Source organism: Myxococcus llanfairpwllgwyngyllgogerychwyrndrobwllllantysiliogogogochensis, from assembly GCF_006636215.1.
GTDB classification, from domain to species: Bacteria; Myxococcota; Myxococcia; order Myxococcales; family Myxococcaceae; genus Myxococcus; species Myxococcus llanfairpwllgwyngyllgogerychwyrndrobwllllantysiliogogogochensis.
The window spans coordinates 17,723-34,456 of record NZ_VIFM01000018.1 but is presented as its reverse complement, the minus strand read 5'-3'; the positions used below and the strand labels follow the sequence as shown (position 1 = coordinate 34,456).

The window sequence follows — 16,734 nt, the reverse complement described above, 5'->3', positions numbered from 1 at the left end:
ATGGGGCCCCTGCTCTCCTGGATGGGCGCGCTGTGGCTGACGCAGGCGGCGCCCGTGGCGTGCTGGTCGCATGAGGACCCGACTCCGGGCTGGAAGCGCGTGGAGCTTCCTGCGTCCGCGCCCCAACTGGCCGCGCCGGCGGACGTGGACCAGTTCCGCTCGGGCGAGCCCGTCCTCGTCCGGGTGGCCAACGTGGGGACGTACTTCGGCGGCCAGCACGTGGGCACGGGCCGCATGGCCTTCCGCTTCCAGGTGCAGCCCGGCACGACGCGCCTGGAGCTGGACTTCCTCGGCTCGTTGCGTGGCGCCAAGGTGGACGCCACCGCCTACGCGGGGCCTCGCCCCCTGCACCTGCTCGACGAGCGACGCATCCCGGGTTCAAGCCTCATGCTGGAGTGGGGCTCGGAGGAGGTGAGCGCGGTGGTGGTGGAGGTCCACTACCACCTGCGCGATCGGCCCGTGGTTCAGTCCTGGTGGGCGACCCGCCGCGTCTGGCCCGAGCGGGATGCCGCGCTCCCCGGCGAGTTCAAGGCCGCGCGCTCGCTCTACTTCTTCCACCCTGGCGGAGGCCGCGTCCTCACGCTGTGCCAGCAACCGGACCTCACCCCGCGCACGTCCCGCTGGCCCCAGTTGGGACTGCGACTCGTCACCGTCGCGCTCAAGCCGACTCCTTGAGCGCCCAGGGCCACAGCTTCGCCAGCGCGGAGCGCAGCTCACCCGCGCTGGCGTAGCGGTCCTCGGGCCGCTTCTCCAGGAGCTTCAGCACCACGCGCTCGAACGGGCCGGGCAGGCTCGGGCGCAACGTGGTCGGCGGCACCGGGGCCTGTTGCACGTGCAGGAACATCAACGGCACGGGCTCGGTGTGACGGAAGGGGAGCTGTCCCGTGCACAGCTCGTAGGCCACCACGCCCAGCGCGTACAGGTCCGTGGTGGGCGACAGCGGAGGACTGCCCATCACCTGCTCGGGCGCCATGTACTCCGGTGTTCCGAGCACCGTGCCCTGCGCCGTCGTCCCCACCACATGGGTGCTCTTGGCGAGGCCGAAGTCCATCAGCTTCAGCACGCCCGCACGGGTGATGAAGAGGTTGGCGGGCTTCACGTCCCGGTGCAGCACCCCCCGGCCATGCGCGTGCTCCAGCGCGACGGCCGCGTGCGTGAGCCAGCGCAACGTCTCCGCGAGCGTGGGCCGTCGCTCCAGCATCCGCTGGCGCAGGTCCATGCCGTCGAGGAGCTCCACGGTGAGGAAGTGCCGGTCTCCATCCAGGCCCACGTCGAAGACGCGCAGGATGTTCACGTGCTCCAGCGCCCGCGCGTGCTCCACCTCCTGACGGAAGCGCGCCACCGTCGACGGCTCCGCATGCGGTGTCGCAAGCACCTTGAGCGCCACCCGCTGGCCCTGGCGCAGGTCCTCCGCCTCGTACACCGTGGAGCTGCCTCCGGCGCCGAGCCAGCGCTCCACCCGGTAGCGCTCGCCCACGAGCTGTCCTGGCACCAGTCCGCGCACCGTCGCGGCCGGAGCAGGCGCGGGCGTGGGGATGCCTTGCAGCCACGTCCCGTGCGGTGACATGGGCGTCACCGCGCGCAGCGTCTCCGCCAGCGACACGGGAGGCGGGGGCGTCACGGGCGCGGGAGTCGGTGTCCGCGCCACCACCGCCGCGGGTTCCAGGGACATCCCTCCGAGGTACACCACGCCTCCGGAGTCTTCTTCCGTCGAGCCCACCGCGCCTCCCTCGGTGTCCGTTGGCCCCGTGCTCTTGGCTCAGGGGTCCAACAGCGAGATGTGCGACGGCGCTCCCGCGCCTTCGATGTCCAGGTGTGGCGTGGGCAGGTTGTACTCGGCGGCGGCGCTGGTGGCCTCCACCATGATGGGCCCCGCGATTTCTGGCGGCTCGCCTTTGCACAACACGTCCACCACGTGCTCCACGGTCCACTTGCCCAGCCGGTTCACGACCAGTCGATTCCCGTCGAACGTCGACGTGTCCGACAGGTCCTCGCTGGCCCCGAGCTTCACGTCCACCGAGTCGCCCAGGTAGCCCCGCGCCAGCGCCAGCACCCGGTCCACCACCGAGTTCCACGCCTGGAGATGCGTGCGGTCCTGCGCCTCGTCCATGATGTCCAGCCCCACCTGGAGCTTCTCCATGCGCTCCAGGAACTGCTGCACCAGCGGGCCTCGGATGACGCGGCCGTGCTGCGGCGCGATGATCTCCACCGCCGGCGTGAGCTTGCGGATGGTGGCCACCACGCGGGCCAGGGCGGCGTTCACCGGCATGTAGATTTGATGGAACGCGCGGATGCCCGACCAGTCGGACTCGTCCGCCCACAGGCCCTTCGCGTTGGCGTCGGTGAGGCCGCCGAACAAGTCACCCGTGAAGAGCACCCGCGTCTGCGGGTCATAGAGCATCACCGCGCCCCGGAAGTGGCAGAAGGGCGAGGGCACCGGCAACAGCTTGTGCCCGGTGGGCACGCTCAGTCCCTGCGCGAACTTCTCCGTGGGGATGAAGCGGTTGCGCGGCAGGTTCTGGTGGACGATGAGCCGCCAGGTGTCCTCCGAGCACAAGAGGCCCGCACGAGGCGCATACCGCGCGGAGATGATGCTCGCGGACGAGCCCACGTCCGGGTCCTGGTGGTTGATGAACAGGGCCGACAGCCGCTCCATGCCACCGATGAGCGACGTCACCTTGGTGTGGATGGTGGAGAAGTCGCTGCTGGAGCCCGGGTCGATGAGGAGGTTGAACTCCGACGCCCGCTGCGTCTTCGTGTCCGTGCCTCGGAACCGTCGGAGGTAGGGGTTGGCGTAGAAGATGTTCCCGGGCTCTCGCTTGCCCACCCAGAACGTCTCGGGGGCAATCTCCACGGGAACGATGCGGAGGTCGTTGCTCAGGCCCGGGGCGGGGAGGTCGCTGCTGCTCATGACGCGGAGGTCCTTCGCGGTGGAGTGAGGTCCCCCGGCCCATAGCAAGGGGTGCGCCGCGGCCCGTGTCCCCTCGGCATGCGTGGCGTGGGCGCTCGTCGCGCGCAAGGTCTGCGCACCGCGGCATGCCCGCGCAGTTCATGCGGGGGGGCCGCGAGCCTCGTGGTGCATCGAGCGCTCGCACGCGAGGTGGGAGCAGGCGGCTTCGAGGTTTTCGCGCGTCCGCTTCCAGGCGCGTGGCACACTGCTGGGGCCGCTCGCACCCACCACCATGCCCGACGCAGCCATTCTCTCCACCTGGGGGCTCCCAGGTCTCTTCCTCGTCGCGATGCTGGCGGGTTCCGTGGTGCCGGTGCCGTCCGAGGCGCTGCTCGCCGCGCTCATCTATGGCGGCACGCCGCCGATGCTGGCCACGGCCGTGGCGACCGTGGGCAACGTGCTGGGCGCGCTGTCGCTCTACGTGCTGGGTCTGTGGGTGGCGCGCGGCGGAGGCGGTCCGCTGGGTCGCTGGTATGCACGGCGGCGCGCCAGCGAGGGCCCGCGCATGCAGAAGGTCGAAGCGCGGCTTCGCACCTGGGGCGCGCCCGCGTTGGTGATGTCGTGGGTCCCCATCATCGGTGACGCGTTCGTCATCGCCGGAGGCGTGGTGGGCGTGAAGCCCCTGCCTTTCGTCGTGTTCGTCACGCTGGGCAAGGGCCTGCGCTACGTGTTCGTCGCCCTGTCCACTGCCGCATCCCTGTAGGGCGATGCCGCGTCATGTTTCAATCGTGTTTCACGCGCCTTCCTTGCGCGACATCCGGATAAGTTGAGGCTGTGGATTTGGGTGCGGATTGCCTGGACCACCCGTTCAGCAGTCGTTGCCGACCTCAACAGCTCCCGTCTGGGAGCAGGACCGGACTTCGTGCGAAACAACCTCGCCGTACCAACGCGTGTGCTGTCGTCGTGGCGCCAATGGCTCGTGGCGCTCTTCCTGGGACTCGCAGCTTGCGGTGGCGAGGGCGTGGAGCCCACCACCGGGGAGTCCTCGCTCGGTGAGCGCCAGGACTCGCTGGCCAACGTGCGCATCCGGCTCATGGCGGCGAACATCTCCAGTGGCAACGGGCAGGACTATGACCCGGGCCACGGCATCCGCATCTTCCAGGGCACGGACGCCGACATCGTGATGATTCAGGAGTTCAACTACCTGACGGACTCCGCCGCGGACATCCGGAGCTTCGTGAACACGGCGTTCGGCGCGGGCTTCTCGTACTACCGCGAGGCCGGCGCGCAGATTCCCAACGGCATCATCAGCCGCTACCCCATCATCGCCTCGGGCGAGTGGGATGACCCGCAGGTCACCAACCGCGACTTCGCCTGGGCGCGCATCGACATCCCGGGGCCCAGGGACTTGTGGGCGGTGAGCGTGCACCTGCTGACGTCGAACGCCAGCACGCGCAACACGGAGGCGGCCAGCCTGGTCAGCCGCATCCAGGCCAACATCCCCACGGGGGACTACCTGGTCATCGGCGGCGACTTCAACACCAGCAGCCGCTCCGAGGCGAGCTTCAGCACCTTCTCGCAGGTGGTCTCCACGGCCAGCCCCTACCCGGCGGACCGCAATGGCAACACCAACACGAACGCGGGCCGCAACAGCCCCTATGACCACGTGCTGGTGGACAGTGATTTGCGGCAGTACCAGACGTCGGTCGTCATCGGGAGCAGCTCGTTCGCCAACGGCCTCGTCGTGGACACGCGGGTATACTCGCCCATCGGCGACCTGTCCCCCGCGCTCGCGGGCGACAGCGGCGCGACCGGCATGCAGCACATGGGCATCATCAAGGACTTCCTCGTTCCCGGGGACGCGGTGGCGTCCAGCGTGACGGTGACGTCGCCCAACGGTGGTGAGAGCTGGACGACGAGCAGCGCGCGGACGATTGCGTGGACGTCGTCGAACGTGACGAACGTGCGGGTGGAGTACACGCTGAACGGCAGCACCTGGACGACGCTGTCGTCGAGCACGCCCGCCTCGGCGGGGAGCCTGTCGTGGACGCTGCCGGCCACCGCGAGCACCACCGCGCGGGTGCGCGTGACGGACACGTCCGACGCCAGCATCACGGATACCAGCAATGCGACGTTCTCGATTACCACGGGCGGCGGTGGCGGCACGGGCACCCTCATCATCAACGAGGTGCTGGTGAACGAGGCCGGCTCCGATGTGAATGGCGAGTTCGTGGAGCTGGTGAACACGGGCACGGCGGCGCTGAGCGTGGCGGGGTGGACGGTGTCCGACTCCGCCAGCGTGCGGCACACGTTCCCCAGCGGCACCTCGGTGCCCGCGGGCGGCGTGCTGGTGGTGTTCGGCGGCGCGGCGGGAATCCCCTCGGGCACGCCGGGTGCGGTGGCCGCGACCACGGGCACGCTGGGCCTGTCGAACAGCGGTGACACCGTGACGGTGAAGAACGCGTCCGGCACGGTGGTGGACACGGCGACGTTGTCTTCCTCCATGGCGGGCACCGACGGCGTCTCCGCGAACCGCAGCCCGGACGTGGGCTCGAGCGCGACGTTCGTGCTGCACACCAGCCTGTCCAGCCTGTCGACCTCGCCGGGTCGGCGCGCGAGCGGCGCGTCGTTCTGATGTAACCCTGGCACCGCGCTCCTGGCTCCTGCTTCAGGCGGGAGGCAGGGGCGCGGGTGCCTCAGTGACTTTCGCGGACCGTCGACGTGAGCGCGCCTTCCGGGCTCGAGGTCTTCGTCGACAGTGCAGCGTCTGGACCGCGCCCATCGCTGGGGCCGGGCGTCGTCGGGCTGTCGGGGCCTGGGTGGTTGCGGCCGTAGTCGCGCTCGTGGATGCGGACCAGGGCCAGGAAGAAGGCGACGATGAGCGGGCCCAACAGCAGGCCCACCGTGCCGAACGCCGCCAGGCCGCCGAGCAGCGAGAAGAAGACGATGGCCCCGTGCTGGTGCATGCCGCGCTTGGCGAGCAGTGGTTTGACGATGTTGTCCACCAGGCCCACCACCACCGTGCCCCAGATGGCCAGGAACAGCGCGGCCCAGGGGTGTCCGCTGAAGAACATCAACGCCGCGGCCACCAGCACGACGAGGGCGGCGCCCACGGCGGGGATGAGTGCGAGGAAGAAGGCGACGCCCGCGAAGAACAGGGGCGCGGGCACTCCCGCGAGCAGGAAGCCGATGAGCGCCGCGAAGGCCTGCACGCCCGCGGTGGCGAGCGACGACAGCAGCACCGCGCCCGACACGCTGCGGAACTCGCGCATGATTTCCAGCGTCTCGCCGCGTCTGAGCGGGGACACGCTCTCTATCCACTGCACCAGCTCTCGCCCGTCCGTGAGGAGGAAGAAGAGGGCGATGAGCATCATCACCGTCTGGAAGGCGATGGAGCCCGTGGCCGCCACCGCTCCCGTCACCGCGCGCGCGGCCGTTCCGCCCTGGCTGCTCACCTGCTCCTGGAGCTTCTCGTCCAGTTGCGCTTCCTCCAGGGGGAGCCGCTCCATCAGGCGCTCCACGCCCTTGCGGACCGGCCCCGGCAGCTTCTGCACCAGGCCTTCCACGCCCTCCTGCTGCACCGTCTTGGTGACGAACTGCGCACCTGACGACACCTCGGCGACCACGAAGGCCGTGAGCCCTCCCAGGGGCAGCAGCAGCGCGAGGACGACCATCGTACAGATGAGTCCGGCGGAGATGTTCTTGCGCCCGCGCAGCTTGCGCGTCAGCCGGCTGTGGATGCCGTAGAGGGCTCCGGCCAGCACCGCGGCCAGGAAGATGCCCTTGGCGAAGGGCTGGATGACCAGCGCCAGCAGCACGATGGACAGCAGGATGAGACCGGTGAAGACGCGCCGGGCGGTCTGCTCGGATGCCATACCCGTGAAGTTAGGGCGGGTTCCCCAGGAGGGAAGGGGGGAGCGGCCCCCATGGCTGCCCGCCCGGTCTCCAGCGGAGAAGACTTGGGCCCGGGCCCCAGGCGGCTAGAGTGCCGCGCCATGCCGGCTTTCGAATCGACTCAGTTCACCGCGTGGCTGCTCCAGGCGCTGTGCTCCGCCTTCCTCGCCATCCTGTTCCTCCAGTCCGGGCTCGACAAGGTCATCGACTGGAAGGGCAACCTGGGTTGGCTCACCGGTCACTTCGCCAAGAGCCCCCTGCGGGGTGTCGTCCCGTTGATGCTCGGTGTCATCACCCTGATGGAGCTGGCCGCGGGCGCGCTCAGTGCCGCCGGACTGGTGGCGCTCGTCGCCACGGGCAGCGCGACCCTGGCCTTCTGGGGCGCGCTGGTGTCGGCGGTGTCGCTGGTGGGCCTGTTCTTCGGTCAGCGCATGGCCAAGGACTACGCGGGCGCGGGCGGCCTGGTGCCGTACTTCCTGCTGTCGCTCGCGGCCATCTACTTCACGCGCCTGGGCTGAGGCTTCACAGCACCTTGCGCGGCGGGACGAGCGCGTTGGCGGACAAGAGGCCCGCCACCAGCGCCACGGCCACCATCAGCATGTTGAAGGCCGTGTCGACTCCCGCCACCACGTCCCGCTCCAGCAGCGAGGACAGGCTGCGGAAGCCCACGCTGCCGGGCACGAGCAACATCAGTCCCGGCACGACGATGGTGACGGAGGGCTTGTTCCTCAGTCGCGCCAGCGCGTTGCCGCCGATGCCCAGGAGCAGCGCGCCCACGAAGGCGCCGAGCTGCGGCCCCAGGAACTCCGAGCCCAGTCGCGCGCCGGTGAAGGCGAAGGTGCCCGCGGCGGCAATCCAGCCCCAGTCGCGAGGGCGCGCGCGGAACAGCACACCAATGGCCACGCCCGCCACGGCCAGGGCTGCGGCCTGCGTCCATGCGGGCAGCGCGGCGACCGTCGGCGCGACAGGTGGTGGAAGCAGCTCGGACAGTCGGCTGCCCAGCGCGACGCCGAAGCCGAGCTGGAGGAACACCACCGCCGCGCCCGTGAGTCGCGAGGTGCCGGAGATGAGGTGGCGCGTGGCCAGCTCGTTGAGGGCCACCGTCAGCGTCAGGCCGGGCAAGAGGACGATGAGCCCCGCCAGCGTGGCGATCTGAATCGATAGCGGGCCGATGACGCTCGCGGCGAGCACGGCGAGCGCCGAGGAGAGGATGGCGGCGACTGGCTCCAGCACTCGCGCGGTGGAGGGCTGTCGCTGCGTCACCACGCTCAACAGGCCGATGAGCAGGCTGCTCACCGTCGCCACCGCCATCTCCTTCAGCCCACCGCCGAAGAGTCGAGCGCCAGCCCCGCCGGCCAGTGCCCAGCAGAGGACCTGGAGCACCGGCCCGAAGCGCTGCGGACGCGCGAGGATGGCCTCCACGCGCAGGGCGCCCTCGGCGGGCGTGAGGCGTGCCTGGATGACGTCGTCGGCGAGCACGTCCAGCAGCGTGAGCCGCTCCAGGTCCATGTCCCCAGGCTCCACGCGGATGAGGCTGGTGCGCAGTGCTTCAGGAGGCCCGAAGGACGCGAAGAGGGACGTGGGGGTGGAGAAGAAGCGGCCCTCCAGGCCCAGCCGCTCCGACACGCGCTGCATCAGCCCCTCCAGCCGGTGCGCGGGGGTGCCGTAGCGGTGCAGCGCTTCGGCCAGTCGCAGCGTGAAGGCGACGGAAGGCCCCGGGGGCGGCGGGAAATGTTGAAGCGAAGCGGCGATTTCGGGAGGGACGGCCACGGCGGCGCAATGGCAGAGGCGCCCGGGTGGAGTCAAATGGCGGTGCCGTGACGTGCGCCTGTCCGCTGCCTCTCCCTCGGGAGAAGGTGCTCGTTGGTTCTCCAAGGTGGACATGGGATGTCGGGGTGACGAAGGGAGGAGGCGAGAGGATGGCGCGAAGGAGCAAGACGCCCCGGTGGCTGGAGGCGGCGCGGCGCAGGGGGGCGGAGGCGTCGGAGGACGGGCGCTCGGACTGGCTGACGCGGGCGCTGGGGCGCGCCGGGGTGCTGCCCCGGGTCGAGGCGGAGGCGGCCATTCGCGCTGGACGGGTGGAGGTGGACGGACGCGTGGAGCTGGAGCCCTTCGCGCCGGTGCGGCCCGGTGGGGTGGTGCGCGTGGATGGGCGGGAGTGCTCGCTCGCGGCGTCGACGCGGGTGTTGATGTTTCACAAGCCCGCGGGGCCGGTGGTGCATGGCTCGGACCCGGAGGGCGTGGGCACGGTGTTCGAGCGGCTGCGCGCGGTGCTGCCCGAGTCCCTGCGAGGCTTCGAGTGGTACGCGGTGGGGCGGTTGGACCGGGACACCACGGGCCTGTTGTTCTTCACGAACGACGAGCGGTTCGTGCGGCATGGTACGGCGCCCGAGACGCACCTGCCCAAGCGTTATGTCGCGCGCGTGTCGGGGCGGCCCGGGGCGGCGGCGCTCCAGCGGTTGCGAGAGGGCGTGGAGCTGGAGGATGGGCTCACGCGTCCGGCGGAGGCTCGGCTGCTCGAGCCCGACGTGGTGGAGCTGACGCTGACGGAAGGGAGGCACCACCAGGTGAAGCGGATGCTGGCGGCCGTGGGACATCCGGTGCTCGCGCTGCACCGCGAGGCCGTGGGCACCGTGGTGCTGGGCGTGGCCGAGAGCACGTGGCGAGCGCTGCGGGACGAGGAAGTCTCCGAGGGGTTGGGCTTTCGTCCGGAGTCGCCCGAGGTGGCCTGAGTGCCTACGGCGTGGGGCGCGTGCCGAAGCGTGACAGCAGCGCCTCCAGCACCGCGGGCTCGCGCGGGTTGTTGAAGTGACGGCCACCCGGGACGACGAGGACCTCCGCGCCGAGTCGCTCCTCCCAGAGCTGACGGTTGCGGCGCCAGTCGGAGGTGAACGGGTCTCCGTCCGAGAGGACCACGACGCAGTGGCCCATCGCCGCGCGGACGCGAGCGAAGTCGATGGGCGTGTCGAGCCAGGGCCGCAGCGAGCCCCACGTCTTGTCCACCTCGAACCAGCCCGCGACGAGGACGGCGCCTTCCACGCGGTGTCCCTCGGGCATCGCGGCGAGGTAGCGGAGGATGGTCTGACAGCCCACGCTGTGGCCCAGGAACACCGTGGACGGTGGAGGCACCGGCCCCAGGGATTGCGTGAGCGCGGACCCCCAGCCTTCGATGGTGGGCGCGGCCGGCTCGGGCATGTCGAGCGTGACGATGGAGTCGAAGGGCGCCGGGGGCTGACGCAGTCGTTCCTCGAGCCAGGGATAGAAGTCGGTGTTCGGACGTCCTGCCCAGCGGTGAACGACGACGAGGGAACGGCTCATGGCCGCTCAGTCTGCCTCAACCCTCGCGCGACGCCATGGCCAGGACGTGCTCCCGGATTCGCGCCGCCAGTGACAGGCTGTCGGGGAGGGCGCGGCCCAGCAGGCTCGACACACCGGTGGCCAGCACCGCGGAGTTGGTGAAGACGCAGGCCCGAGCCTCGGAGAGGCGCGCGAGCGGGAGCGCGCGCTCCACGACGGGCAGGTCGTCGAGGTGCCCCGCGTCCAGGAGCACCTCGCGGATGATGCCGGGCAGGCATGGTGCATCCAGTGGAGGCGTGACGAGCGCGCCGTCCAGGAGCACGAAGAGGTTCGCGGTGGGCAGCTCGCACGCGTGCCCCAGGTCATTGGCCAGCACTGGGAGCCGCTGCATGAGCGAGTACTGGCGGAAGTATGAGAGGCCCTTGTGGTTCGGCATGGGCTCACCGTGGCGGTAGGCACCGGCCTCCACGGTGTCCACGGCGCGACCTTCGCGCTGGAGTCGCTCGGCGTCCGGCGAGGGAGCCCGGAAGGTGAGCAGGAGCCGGCCATCGCTCGCGGTCAGCTTGCCGATGCCGGTGTAGCGCGGACCGAGCGCGGAGTCTGACTCCAGGCATCGACGGAGGACTTCCCGCACGGCGTCGGGGTGGAGCAGCTCGGACGGTGGCGCGCGGACGGTTTCGGGGAAGGACGCGACGCTCGCGGCGAGGCGCTTCAGATGCCGGGCGAGAAAGAGCGGGACACCGTCGTCGATGCGGAAGGTGGTGAAGAAGCCCGCGCCGAAGAAGAAGCCCTGCGCGAAGTCGTGCAGGGGCAGGTCTTCCCAGCGCCTCACCTCGCCATTCACCGCCACCGTGGAGGACATGCGTGCGGGCTCCGTCGTGCCTTAGCGTCGAGCCGCCAGGAAGTTGGCGAGCAGCCGCGGGCCGTGCGTCGTGAGGAAGGACTCGGGATGGAACTGCACGCCCTCCAGCCCGGGCAGGGTGCGGTGACGCATGCCCATGATGAGCCCTTCATGCCAGGCCGTCACCTCCAGGCAGTCCGGGAGACCCTCTCGCTCCACCACGAGCGAGTGGTAGCGCGCGGCGGTGAAGGGGCGGGGGAGCCCGTGAAAGACGCCCTGCTCCGCGTGCTCGACCTCCGCCGTCTTGCCGTGGACGGGCACGGGAGCGCGCACGACTTTCGCGCCGAACACCTGCCCGAGACACTGGTGTCCCAGACAGACGCCGAGCAACGGCACGCGCCCACCGAACGCGCGGATGACGTCCAGGGAGATGCCCGCGTCCTCGGGAGTGCCCGGGCCCGGAGAGATGACGATGCGCTCGGGCTGGAGCGACTCGATGTCGGCCACGGTGATGGCGTCGTTGCGCACCACCTTCAATCGCGCGCCCTGGGCTCCGAGCGCCTGGACGAGGTTGAAGGTGAACGAGTCGAAGTTGTCGATGAGGAGAATCATCGCGCGCCTCGAGTCGCGGAGAGGGCGAGGAGCTGTGAGCGCGCCTTGTTGAGCGTCTCCTTGTATTCCTGGCGCGGCTGCGAGTCGTGGACGATGCCACCCCCCACCTGTGCATAGGCTCGGCCGTCCTTCACGAGCAGCGTGCGGATGACGATGTTCAGGTCCAGGTCGCCGGTGAAGGACACGTAGCCGAGCGAGCCTGTGTAGAGGCCCCGCGCGTGAGGCTCCAGCTCGGTGATGAGCTGCATGGTGCGAATCTTCGGCACGCCGGTAATCGTCCCACCGGGGAACAGCGCGCCCACCACGTCGAGCGGCTCGATGCCCGGGGCGAGCTGGCCCGTCACCTCGGACTCGATGTGGAGGACGTGGGCGTACTCGACGATCTCCATCAGCTTCGTCACTTCGACGGAGCCGTAGGCGCAGACGCGGCCCAGGTCATTGCGCTCCAGGTCCACGAGCATCGCGTGCTCGGCGAGCTCCTTCTCGCTGGTGCGCAGCTCCTGGACGAAGCGAGCGTCCTCCTCGGGTGTGCCTCTGCGCCGGGTGCCGGCGATGGGGCGGGTGATGGCGCGGCCCTGCTCCACGCGGACCAGTCGCTCGGGTGACGCGCTCACGACGTGGAAGCCGTCGCCTTCGAGGTAGCTGGCGAAGTGGACCGGGTTCGTGGCGGACAGCGTCTCGTAGAGCGCGAGCGGGTCGCCGGGGAAGTCGACCTCCAGGCGCTGCGAGAGGTTGACCTGATACGTGTCCCCGGCGCGGATGTACTCGCGCACGCGCTCCACCGCGTCCAGGTAGCCCTGCTGCGTGAAGTTGGAGCGAGGCTCCACGGTGGAGGTGCTCGGTGGTGAAGGGGGCGCGGTGGGGACGGCTCGATGCACGTGGGCTTCGAGTGCGTCCAGTCGTCGCGCGCAGTCCACCCAGTCGGAGCCCGTGGCGATGGCGAGCAGGTGTCCTTCGAGGTGGTCCACCGCGAGGAAGGTGTCCACGAAGGACAAGGCGATGTCCGGCACCTTCAGGTCATCGTGGGGATGTCGCGGGAGCTTCTCGAAGTAGTGACTGGCCTCGTAGGCGAAGAAGCCCACCGCGCCGCCGAGGAAGAGGGGCAGGCCGGGAAGGCTCACACCCCGCCACTGCTTGAACAGCGCGCGGAGGGTGTCCAGTGGCGCGCCCGCCTGGGGCTCGTCGTTGATGAAGCACTGGTCGCCCTTGGCGGAGAAGCGGAGGAACGGCCGCGAGCCCAGGAAGGAATAGCGCCCCTCCTCGCTGACCCGGGTGCTCTCCAGCAGGAACCGATGTCCGGAGGGAAGGGCGCGCAGCAGGTCCACGGGGCGCAGGGCGCCGGACTCCAACCGTCGGACCACGGGGACCTGATTGAAGCCCTGGGCCACGAGCGCGTCGAAGCGTGCTCGGTCCAGCGGAGGTGGAAGCGGCCGGGTGCTCATTCCGGGGCGCTTCCTAGCAGGAAGTCGAGAGTCCTTCGCGGGACTTCAGTCCGTCCCCGTGGGCCTGGATGGACCTGGCGTGGCCTGCTGCTCGCGTGTCTGGCGCGCGAACCGGAGAATCTCGTCCTCGGAGAGCTGGTCGGTGCGCATGACGGAGCGGTCGGCCTTGAGCTGCTGCACCTTGCCTTCGCGCAGCACATGGAACTGCCCCGGCTTCTGCCCGGGGAGCCTGGCTTCGGCATCCACGCGGGCCTCGGTGAACATGGGTTTGACCTTCCGGATGGCGTTGTCTTCCTTCACCCGCCCCACGCACCAGGTGCGCACGTTCTCCCGGCACTTGTAGTCGAGGTCTCCGGGGCTCTGCGTGGCGAGCATGATGCCCACGCCCGCCGAGCGCGCTCGCTTGAGCAGGCTCTCCATGGGCTCCTTGGTCGCGGGCTTGCTCGTCGCGGGCAGGTACAGGTCCGCCTCGTCGAAGAGGAGCACGGCCTGAAGCTGGGGCGAGGGGTGCTGACTGGCCCAGCGGTGGGTCTCCAGCAGGAGTTGGGAGACCCAGAAGAGGACGCGCGGATTGTCCCCCAGGAACTTCGTGCTGATGATGCTCAGTCGCGTGCGCCCGGGAATGCCGTGCACGCCGCGTCCGAGCAGTTCATCCAGGTCGAGCCGCTCGCCTCCGGACGTCAGCAGCGAGCGCAGGTTGATGCGCAGCACGCTGAGGTCCTGGGCGAGCTTCGCGAAGGTCTTCTGGGGAATCCCATCCGTAGCCTCCAGGAGCGCGGGGTCCTGAGAGGTGACGAACTGCTGGATGAGTTCGAGGGTGACTTCCTTGCCGAACGACTGACCCAGCAGCAGGCGGAGGGCCTGGGCGAGCAGGGCCTTCGCGGCTTTGTCATTGGGGCTGGTTCGATAGTCGAGCATCCCAGCGATGGCATCCGCCGCTTGCTGGACGCCCTGCTCACGTTCCTCGGCGGGCAGTGTCTCCATGCCGTGAGGGACGATGGGAATGGCCAGGGGCCTGCCATCCGAGCGCCCCGGCGTGTACAGCGCCACGTCCACGCGCTCGCGCAGCAGCCGGCGCCGCTCCTGGAGCACGACATCTTCCAGTGGCTCGTTCCAGGACTCGGGGCGGGCATAGGTGGCGAGGTCGCCCTTCCTGTCCACGAGGATGACGGGGATGCCGCGCAGCAGGAGCTGCTCCAGGATGTTGAGCGCGAGCGTCGTCTTGCCGCTGCCCGAGCCACCGAGGAAGGCGCTGTGCCGCGTCAGCTCGGAGGGGTCGATGGAGATGGGCTGGGTGAGGAGCCCTTCGGACGCGCCTATTCCCAGGGGGCCTGTGAGCACCTCGCGAGGCACTGGAGGGACTGCCGTGGGCGAGACGCGAGGACCTGTCGTGCTGGAGGCGGGGGTGACCCGAGCTACCGGAGTGCCAGAAGAGGGAGTGGCGCGAGGCTTCGGCTTGAGCCCTCCTGGAACAGAAGGCTTCGCGGCGGGGGTGGGCGGACGGGACTCGTGTCCGGTCAACAGCTCACCCACCGCCTTCATGTTTCGTGTGGCGATTTCGGTGGCATCCTCCATCGAGACGGGAGGCTGGCTCGGGGGATGCGGTGCGATGGACGCACTGGCCGAGCTCGCTGAGGCCTTGTTCGTGGTGCGTGCCTCCATGGCGCCACGTGTGGCTTCCGAACGAGGGGGCGGCGCGGTGTTTTCGCTCGCGGCGTCGAGCAGCGGCCTCCCGAAAGGAGAAGTCACCGAGTCATCGAAGAACACGGTCTGCCTGGGAATGAAGCCGTTCTCCGTCCTGGCGCGTGGTGGAGCAGGCGACTGGGGGACTTCGGTGTGCTTCGTGGCGCGGCTCGCGGGCTCTCCCTCTGGCGTGGCCCGCGCGGGCCCCGTAGGCGGAGGCGGAAGCCCGAGTCGCTCCAGTCCGAGAATGTCACCCATCGACTTCAGTCGCGTGACGGGACGCGCGGTGCGACTCCACTCCGCGAGGGTTGTCTGCCCCACGTGCTGGGCGCGGAAGTCTCGCAGGGCCGACAGGTCTCTCAGGTCGCTGTCGCCGAGGACCACGCGGCGCCCGCCCTGGCGGAAGAGCCGTCCCAGTTGCTCTTCCACCACGGTCCCTGTCGTGGAGGGGAACTCGGAGGTCCGCACCAGGACCGGTGTCTTGCCGGCCGCGGCCTTGAGCGCCTCCGCCATCTGTCGACCCAGGCCACCACCCCGCGAGCTGCGCTCACACAGCGCGAGGATGAGCTTGTTTCCCGATGGGTGGACACCGACGTCCAGCAGGTCGTCGCCATTGCGAGTCTTCACCAGGAAGCGGGGCGAGCCGTTCAGCTCCTCGCTTCCCATCTCGATGGCCCAGGCGAGCAGCGCGGTCACATCGGAGGGGTCCTCGGGCAGCTTCTCCTTGTAGGCGGCGCGGAAGTCCGTCCACGCCTGGTCCATGTCGAGACTCACGGGGCGAGGAGGCGGCTGCACAGCGTCTCCTCCCGCGACTCTATTGGTGGAGGGGAGAGGGAATGCTTCCGGGAGTCGCTGCAGGTCGATGGCGCGCTCGCGGTACCGGCGGCACTCGTTCAGGACGTCACGGGCCCGCTTTCCGCCAAGTTCCTCGAAGCCCTCGGGAGGAATGGGATGGGTGGGCGTGTTGGCGTCGAACGCCACGGCGCGTTGCTCGTAGAGGGAGCGGAGCCTTCGCGCCGCGATGTCGCGCGCGGTGCTCACGGAGACGGTGCGCTCCAGTGTCACTGGCTCCGGGTCGTTTTCGATGCGGTCGACCATGGAGCGCGTGAGCAGGGGCCGCATCTTCTCCCAGTAATCAGAGAGGCAGCAGACGACGACCACGGCCCGAGGCACCTTGCCCGCGATGGCGGCCAGGGCGCTCATCGCCCGGCGAAACGAGTTCTCCATCTGGGGACGTTGATCGAACTGTGGGCGTTGATCGAACTCGCTGATGTCCTCGACCTGGTCCACGCAGAGCACCAGGGCATGGCCCAGCGCGCCCATGAGTCGGCCCAGGTGCTCCACCATGCGCGCGGGACCATCGTCCGACGTGCGGGGGATGAGCTCGCCAATCACCTTCCGGTCGTCGGGCGAGATCTCCTCGCACCGCAGCCAGTTGAAGATGCGGCGGTTGATGCGAGGGTCCCTGCGCTGGAAGTAGATGAGCGCGCGCAGCAGGTCCACCTCCACGTTCCGGAAGCGCGGGTCCGCGAGCAGTTCGTCCGCGACGGCTCGGACGGTGCCGTGCAGTTCATCGTCTTCGAGGATCTTCTGCTCGTGTTCGATGAGCGGGGCGAAGAGGCTGGTGCACTGTCCCATCAGGGTGTTGGACAGGTGCATCAGGCCGCTGTCGTCGCCCTGAGCCACGTCGTAGGGATGGTCGAGTGAGTCGATGAGGCTGGAGAGGATGTAGCGGTCGTAGTGCGCGGCATCCACGGTCATCGGCATGTAGCCGGTGAAGCCGCGCTTCTGTCCGTGCGCGTGATTGCGGAAGGCGCGCACGAGGTGCGTCTTTCCGCTGCCCGACTCGCCGAGCAGGAGCAGGAGCTTGCCCGTGTCGGGAGCGGGCGTGGTGGTCGCGCGGTCCAGCAGGCGCTTGAAGGCGCGGCGCGCGGGCGCGTTGAGTGTCTCCACGTCGAACGGGTCGGGCTGCCAGAGATACTGGCCTTGTTGGACGCCGCTGAAGACCTCTCCGCCCTCGGAGAGGAACACCTTGAGTCGAGGGTCGCTGGACATGCGCGCTCCTGGAAGGGCGA

Annotated in this window: 14 protein-coding genes; 5 read left to right on the top strand and 9 right to left on the bottom strand. The window is 69.6% G+C overall.

Going from position 1 to position 16,734, the window contains the following annotated elements; translation table 11 throughout:
• On the top strand, positions 1-675 hold the full coding sequence (locus FJV41_RS06800; protein ID WP_141641592.1) for a hypothetical protein: 675 nt from the start codon (positions 1-3) through the stop codon (positions 673-675).
• Here the strand turns inward: FJV41_RS06800 and FJV41_RS06795 are convergent.
• Both FJV41_RS06795 and FJV41_RS06790 read right to left on the bottom strand, forming a co-directional pair.
• The gene (locus tag FJV41_RS06795; protein ID WP_217446243.1) at positions 659-1,672 is read right to left on the bottom strand and encodes a serine/threonine-protein kinase; all 1,014 of its coding nucleotides are present in this window, start codon (positions 1,670-1,672) and stop codon (positions 659-661) included. The two genes, FJV41_RS06800 and FJV41_RS06795, sit on opposite strands and share 17 nt — an antisense overlap.
• An 87-nt stretch (positions 1,673-1,759) precedes the next feature.
• Positions 1,760-2,911, bottom strand: coding sequence for an oxygen-binding di-iron domain-containing protein (locus FJV41_RS06790; protein ID WP_141641590.1), 1,152 nt, complete (start codon positions 2,909-2,911; stop codon positions 1,760-1,762).
• Between the two features lie 271 nt (positions 2,912-3,182).
• Between FJV41_RS06790 and FJV41_RS06785 the strand changes: the two genes are divergently transcribed.
• On the top strand, positions 3,183-3,653 hold the full coding sequence (locus FJV41_RS06785) for a YqaA family protein (protein ID WP_141641589.1): 471 nt from the start codon (positions 3,183-3,185) through the stop codon (positions 3,651-3,653).
• A gap of 159 nt (positions 3,654-3,812) precedes the next feature.
• Positions 3,813-5,525 carry a lamin tail domain-containing protein gene (locus FJV41_RS06780; protein WP_246137050.1) on the top strand — a complete coding sequence of 571 codons (1,713 nt, stop codon included), beginning with the start codon at positions 3,813-3,815 and terminating at the stop codon, positions 5,523-5,525.
• A gap of 61 nt (positions 5,526-5,586) precedes the next feature.
• On the opposite strand, the gene FJV41_RS06775 is transcribed toward FJV41_RS06780, so the two are convergent.
• The gene (locus tag FJV41_RS06775; RefSeq protein ID WP_141641588.1) at positions 5,587-6,765 is read right to left on the bottom strand and encodes an AI-2E family transporter; all 1,179 of its coding nucleotides are present in this window, start codon (positions 6,763-6,765) and stop codon (positions 5,587-5,589) included.
• 120 nt (positions 6,766-6,885) lie between these two features.
• Between FJV41_RS06775 and FJV41_RS06770 the strand changes: the two genes are divergently transcribed.
• On the top strand, positions 6,886-7,302 hold the full coding sequence (locus tag FJV41_RS06770; protein ID WP_141641587.1) for a DoxX family protein: 417 nt from the start codon (positions 6,886-6,888) through the stop codon (positions 7,300-7,302).
• A 4-nt stretch (positions 7,303-7,306) separates the two neighbouring features.
• Here FJV41_RS06770 and FJV41_RS06765 read toward each other — a convergent pair whose 3' ends face one another.
• Positions 7,307-8,554 (bottom strand): threonine/serine exporter family protein, encoded by a 1,248-nt coding sequence (locus FJV41_RS06765; RefSeq protein ID WP_141641586.1) that lies wholly within the window; start codon positions 8,552-8,554, stop codon positions 7,307-7,309.
• Positions 8,555-8,703: 149 nt separating this feature from the next.
• On the opposite strand from FJV41_RS06765, the gene FJV41_RS06760 reads away from it, so the two are divergent.
• Positions 8,704-9,516, top strand: a complete 813-nt coding sequence (locus FJV41_RS06760) for a pseudouridine synthase (protein WP_141641585.1) — start codon at positions 8,704-8,706, stop codon at positions 9,514-9,516.
• Positions 9,517-9,520: 4 nt separating this feature from the next.
• Here FJV41_RS06760 and FJV41_RS06755 read toward each other — a convergent pair whose 3' ends face one another.
• The 5 genes from FJV41_RS06755 to FJV41_RS06735 are packed head-to-tail and all read right to left on the bottom strand — an operon-like array spanning position 9,521 to position 16,714.
• Positions 9,521-10,102: an RBBP9/YdeN family alpha/beta hydrolase gene (locus tag FJV41_RS06755; protein ID WP_141641584.1), complete on the bottom strand. Its 582-nt coding sequence runs from the start codon at positions 10,100-10,102 to the stop codon at positions 9,521-9,523.
• A 16-nt stretch (positions 10,103-10,118) separates the two neighbouring features.
• Positions 10,119-10,943, bottom strand: a complete 825-nt coding sequence (locus FJV41_RS06750) for an aminotransferase class IV (RefSeq protein ID WP_141641583.1) — start codon at positions 10,941-10,943, stop codon at positions 10,119-10,121.
• A 21-nt stretch (positions 10,944-10,964) separates the two neighbouring features.
• Positions 10,965-11,534: an anthranilate synthase component II gene (locus FJV41_RS06745; protein WP_141641582.1), complete on the bottom strand. Its 570-nt coding sequence runs from the start codon at positions 11,532-11,534 to the stop codon at positions 10,965-10,967.
• A complete protein-coding gene (locus FJV41_RS06740) occupies positions 11,531-12,976 on the bottom strand; it encodes an anthranilate synthase component I family protein (RefSeq protein ID WP_141641581.1) in 1,446 nt (481 codons plus the stop codon). Before FJV41_RS06740 ends, FJV41_RS06745 begins: the two co-directional genes overlap by 4 nt.
• Positions 12,977-13,021: 45 nt before the next feature.
• Positions 13,022-16,714 carry a helicase HerA-like domain-containing protein gene (locus FJV41_RS06735; protein ID WP_141641580.1) on the bottom strand — a complete coding sequence of 1,231 codons (3,693 nt, stop codon included), beginning with the start codon at positions 16,712-16,714 and terminating at the stop codon, positions 13,022-13,024.
• Positions 16,715-16,734: the final 20 nt, after the last annotated feature.